The sequence below is a fragment of the Flavobacterium sp. genome (assembly GCF_043756175.1).
Taxonomy (GTDB): Bacteria; Bacteroidota; Bacteroidia; order Flavobacteriales; family Flavobacteriaceae; genus Flavobacterium.
On sequence record NZ_JAYURN010000172.1, the window covers coordinates 1 to 7022 of the forward strand.

Sequence of the window (7022 nt, forward strand, 5' to 3'; positions counted from 1 at the left end):
AGTTTTGAGTTTTAGTAGTAATTTTAAAATCTAATAAACTTGAAATAATTACACCAATAGAATAACAAACTATGTCACTCCACAGAAATCCTTGCCCAAGAACATAATGTCCAAAAGTTGTATTTCTAATGGTAATTATCCATTGTGCTTTATAAAGTTGAAAAAACTCGATAATTACACAAAATAGTAAAGCAAGTAGTGTTGTTTTGATTATTTTGAGATTTGGAAATAAAAAGTGCAATCCAAAATAAATTAGACAAGCATATAAAATATCTCCAACAAATAAAGGAATTACGTCGATTTTTCTAGATAAAATCCCAATAAATAAAATAATAATGGTTATCCAAAAATAGTAAATACGCTTTTTTCTCATTAACAATCAGCTAGATTTACAGCAATTGCCAATCCACCTTCGGAAGTTTCTTTGTATTTGTTATTCATGTCTTTTGCGGTTTGCCACATGGTATTTACCACTTTATCTAAAGGAACTTTGGCATTTTTCGGATCAGTTTCTAGAGCCAATTCGGCAGCATTTATGGCTTTTATTGCTCCCATGGTATTTCTTTCAATACAAGGAATTTGCACTAAACCACCAATTGGGTCGCAGGTTAAACCCAGATGATGTTCCATAGCAATTTCAGCAGCCATTAAAACTTGTTCTGGTGTACCGCCCATAAGTTCGCAAAGTGCAGCCGCAGCCATAGCTGATGATACACCAATTTCTGCTTGACAGCCACCCATTGCAGCAGATATTGTTGCACCTTTTTTGAAAATACTCCCTATTTCGCCAGCGACCATTAGGAATTGTTTAATTTCTTTTTCGCCTGCTTGGTGATTTTCAATGACTAGATAATACATTAAAACAGCAGGAATAACACCAGCGCTCCCGTTGGTTGGTGCTGTTACTACTCTCCCTAACGACGCATTTACTTCATTTACCGCAAGGGCAAAACAAGAAACCCATTTTAGGATTTGACGAAATTTGACTTCGGTTTTTCTAATGCATTCTAACCATTCTTGTGGGTTAGAATAATTGGCTAATCCGATTAGGTTTTGATGCATATCAAAAGCGCGACGACGCACATTGAGTCCGCCAGGTAAAATTCCTTCGCTATGACAGCCAATATGCATACATTCTAGCATTGTACTCCAAATTCTCATTAATTCATGATGAATTTGTTCTTCGGAACGCATCGATTTTTCGTTTTCGTAAACGATTTCAGATATTTTTTTATTTTCTGAAATACAATATTTTAATAACTCTTCTGCTAAATTAATAGGATAAGGAAAAGCACATTTTATTTCAATTTTTTTCTTGGCATTTGCTCGTTCTTCTTTAACCACAAATCCGCCACCAATAGAGTAGAAGGTCGATTGGTATTCTTTTTCATCGGAAGTAAATGCTGTAAATGTTAGTCCATTGGCATGAAAAGAAAGGAAGTTTTTATTGAAAACTATGTCTTGTAAAAAATAAAACGGAATGAGTTGTTTGTTACCCAAGTTTATTTCTTTTTTGTCTTCAATGTTTTTTATAATTCCAGAGATGTTTTGTACTGGAATATATTCAGGATCTTGCCCGCTAAGTCCTAACATGATGGCCAAATCAGTTGCGTGACCAGTTCCTGTTAGCGAAAGAGAACCATATAAATCGACTTTAACTCGAATTATTTTTTCTAAAAGTTTTTTTTCAGTTAATTCGGCTAAAAATCTTTCGGCAGCACGCCAAGGCCCAAGTGTGTGTGAGCTAGACGGACCAACACCAATTTTTAACATATCAAATACTGAAATACACTCTTCCATAAAACTGCTTCTTTAGTATTACAAATATATGTTTTGTTTAATAAAGTTGGAATAATAATTATGTATTAAAATCTTCCTTTGCCATTATATTTTTATAATTTTACAAATACTTTTTAATTACGATTTTCATGTCTAAATTTTTCAGATTTCAAGAATATAAAGTCTTTTTTTATAGGGTTTTATTAGCTTTTTTGTTTTATTCGATTGCCAGATTGGGTTTCTTCTTATATAATTATAAATTATTAAAAGTAGATTCTGTATCCGAATATATCTCGTTAGCTTATCACGGTTTGGTATTTGATACGACTGCGATTTTGTATGTAAACGGATTGTTTATCTTACTTTCGATACTTCCGTTTTGGATAAATACTTCAAAAAAATACCAAATTTTCCTTTTCTGGGTCTATTTTATTTCTAATGCCATTGCTTATGCAACGAATTTTATAGATTATATTTATTACCGATTTACTTATGCCAGAACTACAATTGCAATTCTAGATATTGCCAGAAACGAGACTAATAAAGGTAGTTTGTTTTCTCGTTTTATTGTAGATTATTGGCATGTTTATGTGTTATTTTTTATACTATTATACTTATGGATTTTTTTGTATAAAAAAGTTAAAGTTGAGAATTTGCCCATTCGTATTTCTAAAATAAAATACTTTTTATATTCTGTAATTGGATTATTAATTATTGCAACTCTTGCTATTGGTGGGATTCGTGGCGATTTTAAGAAAAGCACCAGACCTATTAATATGATTGATGCAAACAGATATGTTACAAAACCACAACATGCAGATATTGTGCTAAATACGCCTTTTGCATTAATCAGAACAATGAAAACTAATAGTTTTAAGAAGATTAATTTAGTATCAGAAGAACAAATAAACAATACAATTAAACCTATAAAACAGTACAAAAATAATTCGCTTACAAAACCTAATATTGTAGTCATTATTACCGAAAGTATGGGAAGAGAATATTTAGGCGCGTTTAATAAAAATTATGCAATTCCAGATTACAAAAGTTACACACCATTTATAGATTCGCTAGCGCAACACAGTTTGATTTTCACCAATGCTTTTGCAAACGGAAGTAAATCGATACACGGAATGTCGTCAGTAATTGCAGGGATTCCGTCATTTAGAGATGCATTTACATCATCACCATATCCTAAACAAAAAATACAATCGTTGGTTTCTACGCTTCAGGAATTGGGATATGACACATCATTTTTTCATGGTGCTGCGAATGGTTCGATGGGATTTTTAGGTTTCGGAAATATTTTAGGTTTCGATCATTATTATGGGCGTACAGAGTTTGACAACGACAAAGAATTTGATGGTTCTTGGGGAATATGGGATGAACCATTTATGCAATTTATGAAACAAGAATTGGACAAAAAGAAGGTACCTTTTTTTAGTACCATATTTACAGTTTCGTCGCACGAACCGTTTGTTCCACCAGTAAAGTATAAGAATACTTTCCCAAAAGGAACAATTCCTATGCATACTGTTGTGGGCTATACCGATTTTGCTTTCAAGAAGTTTTTCGAATCTGCTAGCAAACAACCTTGGTTTAACAATACTATATTTATAATCACAGCAGACCATTGTAATCAGACCTATTATCCGTTTTACAACCAAATAGTTAACCGTTCGGCAGTTCCAATTTTAATTTACAAACCCAATAGTAATCTAAAAGGTGTGAATACCGATTTTGCCCAGCAAATAGATATTTACCCAACAATATTAGATATGATTGGTTATCAGAAACCCTTTAGAAGCTGGGGCAGAAGCTTGGTTGGAGACAAAAATATACCACCATTTGTTTGTAATTTTAATGGTGGACAATACCAATTTATGCAAGGAAATTATATTTGTACTTTCGATGGAAAAGAAATTGTAGGAATTTATAATAAAACAGATTTGGGTTTAGAAAATAACTTGATGGGAAAAGTAAAAAATCAAGAAGTTGAGAAGCTCGAAATATCAGCAAAAGCATTTATTCAGGATTATATGAGAAGAATTATGGATAAAAAATTAACAGTAAATTAGTTAACATAATTTTATCTTCCATTTTTAAATTTTGCTATACATTTGCAACAAAATAACAGCATTTTATATGAGTTCTAAAGTAAAAAAAATCGCCATATTCTCAACTATCATTATACTTTTCTTTGTAGGAAAGTATGTGTATGATATGAATATTAATCATAATTTCGAAACGATAACCGAAGGAAAAGTATATAAATCGGGTGTCATTCCGCCAGACGAAATAGAAAGTTATGTCAAAAAATATAACATAAAATCTATTGTCGATTTGCGTTTCCCAGGAACGGCCGATTTAGTAAATAATCCAGAAATTCCTACTGAATTAACTGCCGAAAAAGATGCCGTTGCAAAAATAAAAGGAGTCAATTATTTTAATAATGGTTCAGATCAGGTTCCTACTCAAGAAAATGTAAATTCATTTTTGAAAATCATGGATAACAAAGCGAATTATCCAGTCCTAATTCATTGTTATCACGGTGTTGGCCGTGCCGAAATGTATTCTGCAATTTACAGAATGGAGTATGAAAATTTCACTAACGAAGAAGCCAGAAAAAATGTAAGAGCCTTAATAAAATTCAGCTCTTTTGATGATGGCAAACCAAAAGGTGAATATTTGATGCATTACAAATCGAGAAAAGATTCATTGAAATGATAATAGTTTATTTAAATCATATTAATTAATTGAAAGAGAATAAATAAAATTTTATTATAATAGAAATGAAATACATTGATTTAAATATAGAAACTGAGACATTTGAAATTTATCAAAAAGTAACAAACTTAATGAGGGTTAAACCTTTTGAATATGTTCAAGAAAATAATAAAGCAATATGGCAACAGGATGTAAAAGACAAATATAAACTTTGGACTTATAAAGTCGTTAATGACGAAGAAATTGAACATTTTGATTTTAAAATAATTTCCTTGATTTATTAGAACCAAACATTCAAGAATTACAACTCTTAGGAATTTTTAAAGAGAATATTTTTATTTGGTTATTTTATGAATATGATCAACAATGTTCGTTGAGTTTTAATTCTCAAGAAATGAAAAGACTCGGAGAAACTGGAATAGCATTAAATATTGATTGTATTAGAAAAAATAAAGAATGATATACATCACTCAACAAAGAATTGTATAAATGGTTTAATTCTGTTTTTCTTAAGTTAATGCTCAAAATTCAAGAACCATCTTCAATAGCTTTCAAATCCAAAAAACAAAAAAAGGGAGAAATTCAATTTCTCCCTTTTTGCTTTTATAATAAAATCTATTAAATAAATATTGTTGTAATATAATATACAATGGCTGCGATTGCTGCCGAAACTGGTATGGTTAAAACCCATGCCCATAATAAACTTATTGTAACTCCCCAACGAACAGCACTCAGTCGTTTTGTGGCTCCAACACCAATTATAGAACCTGTAATTGTATGTGTGGTAGAAACAGGAATTCCCATATTAGAAACCGTAAATAAGGTTAATGCTCCTGCGGTTTCTGCACAAACACCTTCTAGTGGCGTTACTTTTGTGATTTTGGTTCCCATTGTCTTCACAATTTTCCAACCACCCATTAATGTTCCTAAACCAATCATAAAATAACAACCAAATGCAATCCACCAAGGCATCGAGTCCGAATGTACTTTGGTTTTAACTTTATATCCTTCTTTTAGTTTTCCATCCATTATATAATCTGCAAATTGGGCAGATTCAGGATAAGTTGCATTTAGTTTTTTGTCTTCAAAAATAACTTGATTTGTTGCTGCATCTAGAATGTCCTTTCCTTTTGTGTAAACAAATATTTTATCTCCGTTTGTATGTTCGGGTTTAAATTTTTCTTTTTTACCATCGGCAGATTCGTATTCAATTTGCATTAATTCGGTAACCTGAAGGTTTTTATCAATAGTATTTTCAATACCTTTTTCTCTAGCAATGTTGGCATAAACCATACAAGCAGCACAAATAATTCCCATTACTTTTTGAGAATCGGCACCACCGTGACCTAAAGAAAAAGCTGCTGATGATAGTAATTGCAATTTTTTGTACATGTTCGATTCTTTTAGAACCGTTTGGCTTTTTCCATGAACCACATAATACCAAATATAAAACAGAATCATGACACCCAACATTGCACCTACAATCCACATCATGATTGGTTTAACATCCATATAATTTACCATATGATTCATTAGGTACATAATACCTAAAGAAAGTACTGTAAATGAACCAATTTTTTTATAAGGATTTCGTTGTATTGTTATAATGGTAATGATGTACGCAATGACTCCTCCAATAACAGGTGCGAGGAAAATAAAAGCAACTACTTTAAGAATTTCTGCTGAATTTACAACACTAAAACCTGCATGAGCAATAGCTGCTCCTGCAAATCCGCCAATAAGTGTATGTGAGGATGATGATGGAATTCCTAATTTCCAGGTTAATAAATTCCAAATTGTAGCAGCAATTAGTCCGGCGAGAATCACCCAAAGATTTATAGCGCCATTGTCTACAGTTTTTGCAACTGTATTTCCAACACTCATATCAAATATCCAGAAAGCAATTACATTAAAAAATGCCGCCCAAACAACAGCTTGTCCAGGAGTTAAAACTTTTGTAGAAACAACTGTAGCGATAGAATTTGCTGCATCATGAAAACCGTTAACCAAATCAAATAATAATGCAATAACAATGATTACAATAAGTAACGTTAATTCCATTTGAAGAATTTTAATAAATTAATTAAGCGTGTTTTACTGAAATTGCTTCAAGTGTTCTGGCAACATTTCTACATTTATCAGTAGCATTATGCAATGCTGATAAAACTTCTTTGTATTTAATTATGTTAATGACATCGGTTTCATTTTCAAACAAATCAGCAACGGCTTTGTCAAAAATAACATCAGCTTTGCTTTCTAATTTATATATTTTTTTCACACTGTCATTTATCTTATCAAGATTTTTTAAATCTTTTAATTCAATGACTGCATTATTTATAGAGTTGCAAGCTTCAACATTAATTTCTGTTAATTTTCGAATAGATTTATTAATCTTTCCAACATTATACAATCTCATTCTGTTTGAAGCCGAATAAATATTATTTGCCACATCATTTATTGATGTAATTAATGAATGAATATCTTCTCTGTCAAATGGAGTAATAAAATTCTTACTC

Annotated in this window: 7 protein-coding genes; 3 read left to right on the plus strand and 4 right to left on the minus strand. The window is 31.3% G+C overall.

The window, feature by feature from the left end:
* Positions 1-373, minus strand: a 373-nt coding sequence (locus ACH2BP_RS13450; RefSeq protein ID WP_395060731.1) for a DUF2809 domain-containing protein, incomplete at its 3' end; no start/stop codon positions are given.
* Complete coding sequence (locus ACH2BP_RS13455; RefSeq protein WP_395060733.1) at positions 373-1800, minus strand: L-serine ammonia-lyase; 1428 nt, start codon at positions 1798-1800, stop codon at positions 373-375. The genes ACH2BP_RS13455 and ACH2BP_RS13450, both read right to left, overlap by 1 nt.
* 128 nt (positions 1801-1928) lie before the next feature.
* On the opposite strand from ACH2BP_RS13455, the gene ACH2BP_RS13460 reads away from it, so the two are divergent.
* The 3 genes from ACH2BP_RS13460 (at position 1929) to ACH2BP_RS13470 (ending at position 4790) form a co-directional block, all read left to right on the plus strand.
* A complete protein-coding gene (locus ACH2BP_RS13460; protein WP_395060735.1) occupies positions 1929-3857 on the plus strand; it encodes an LTA synthase family protein in 1929 nt (642 codons plus the stop codon).
* Between the two features lie 67 nt (positions 3858-3924).
* The gene (locus tag ACH2BP_RS13465) at positions 3925-4506 is read left to right on the plus strand and encodes a dual specificity protein phosphatase family protein (RefSeq protein ID WP_395060737.1); all 582 of its coding nucleotides are present in this window, start codon (positions 3925-3927) and stop codon (positions 4504-4506) included.
* A gap of 65 nt (positions 4507-4571) precedes the next feature.
* Positions 4572-4790 (plus strand): hypothetical protein, encoded by a 219-nt coding sequence (locus ACH2BP_RS13470; protein ID WP_395060739.1) that lies wholly within the window; start codon positions 4572-4574, stop codon positions 4788-4790.
* A 334-nt stretch (positions 4791-5124) separates the two neighbouring features.
* Here ACH2BP_RS13470 and ACH2BP_RS13475 read toward each other — a convergent pair whose 3' ends face one another.
* Positions 5125-6567 carry an inorganic phosphate transporter gene (locus tag ACH2BP_RS13475; RefSeq protein ID WP_395060741.1) on the minus strand — a complete coding sequence of 481 codons (1443 nt, stop codon included), beginning with the start codon at positions 6565-6567 and terminating at the stop codon, positions 5125-5127.
* A 22-nt stretch (positions 6568-6589) separates the two neighbouring features.
* Positions 6590-7022: DUF47 domain-containing protein (locus ACH2BP_RS13480; RefSeq protein WP_395060743.1), on the minus strand; the 433-nt coding region annotated here is incomplete at its 5' end.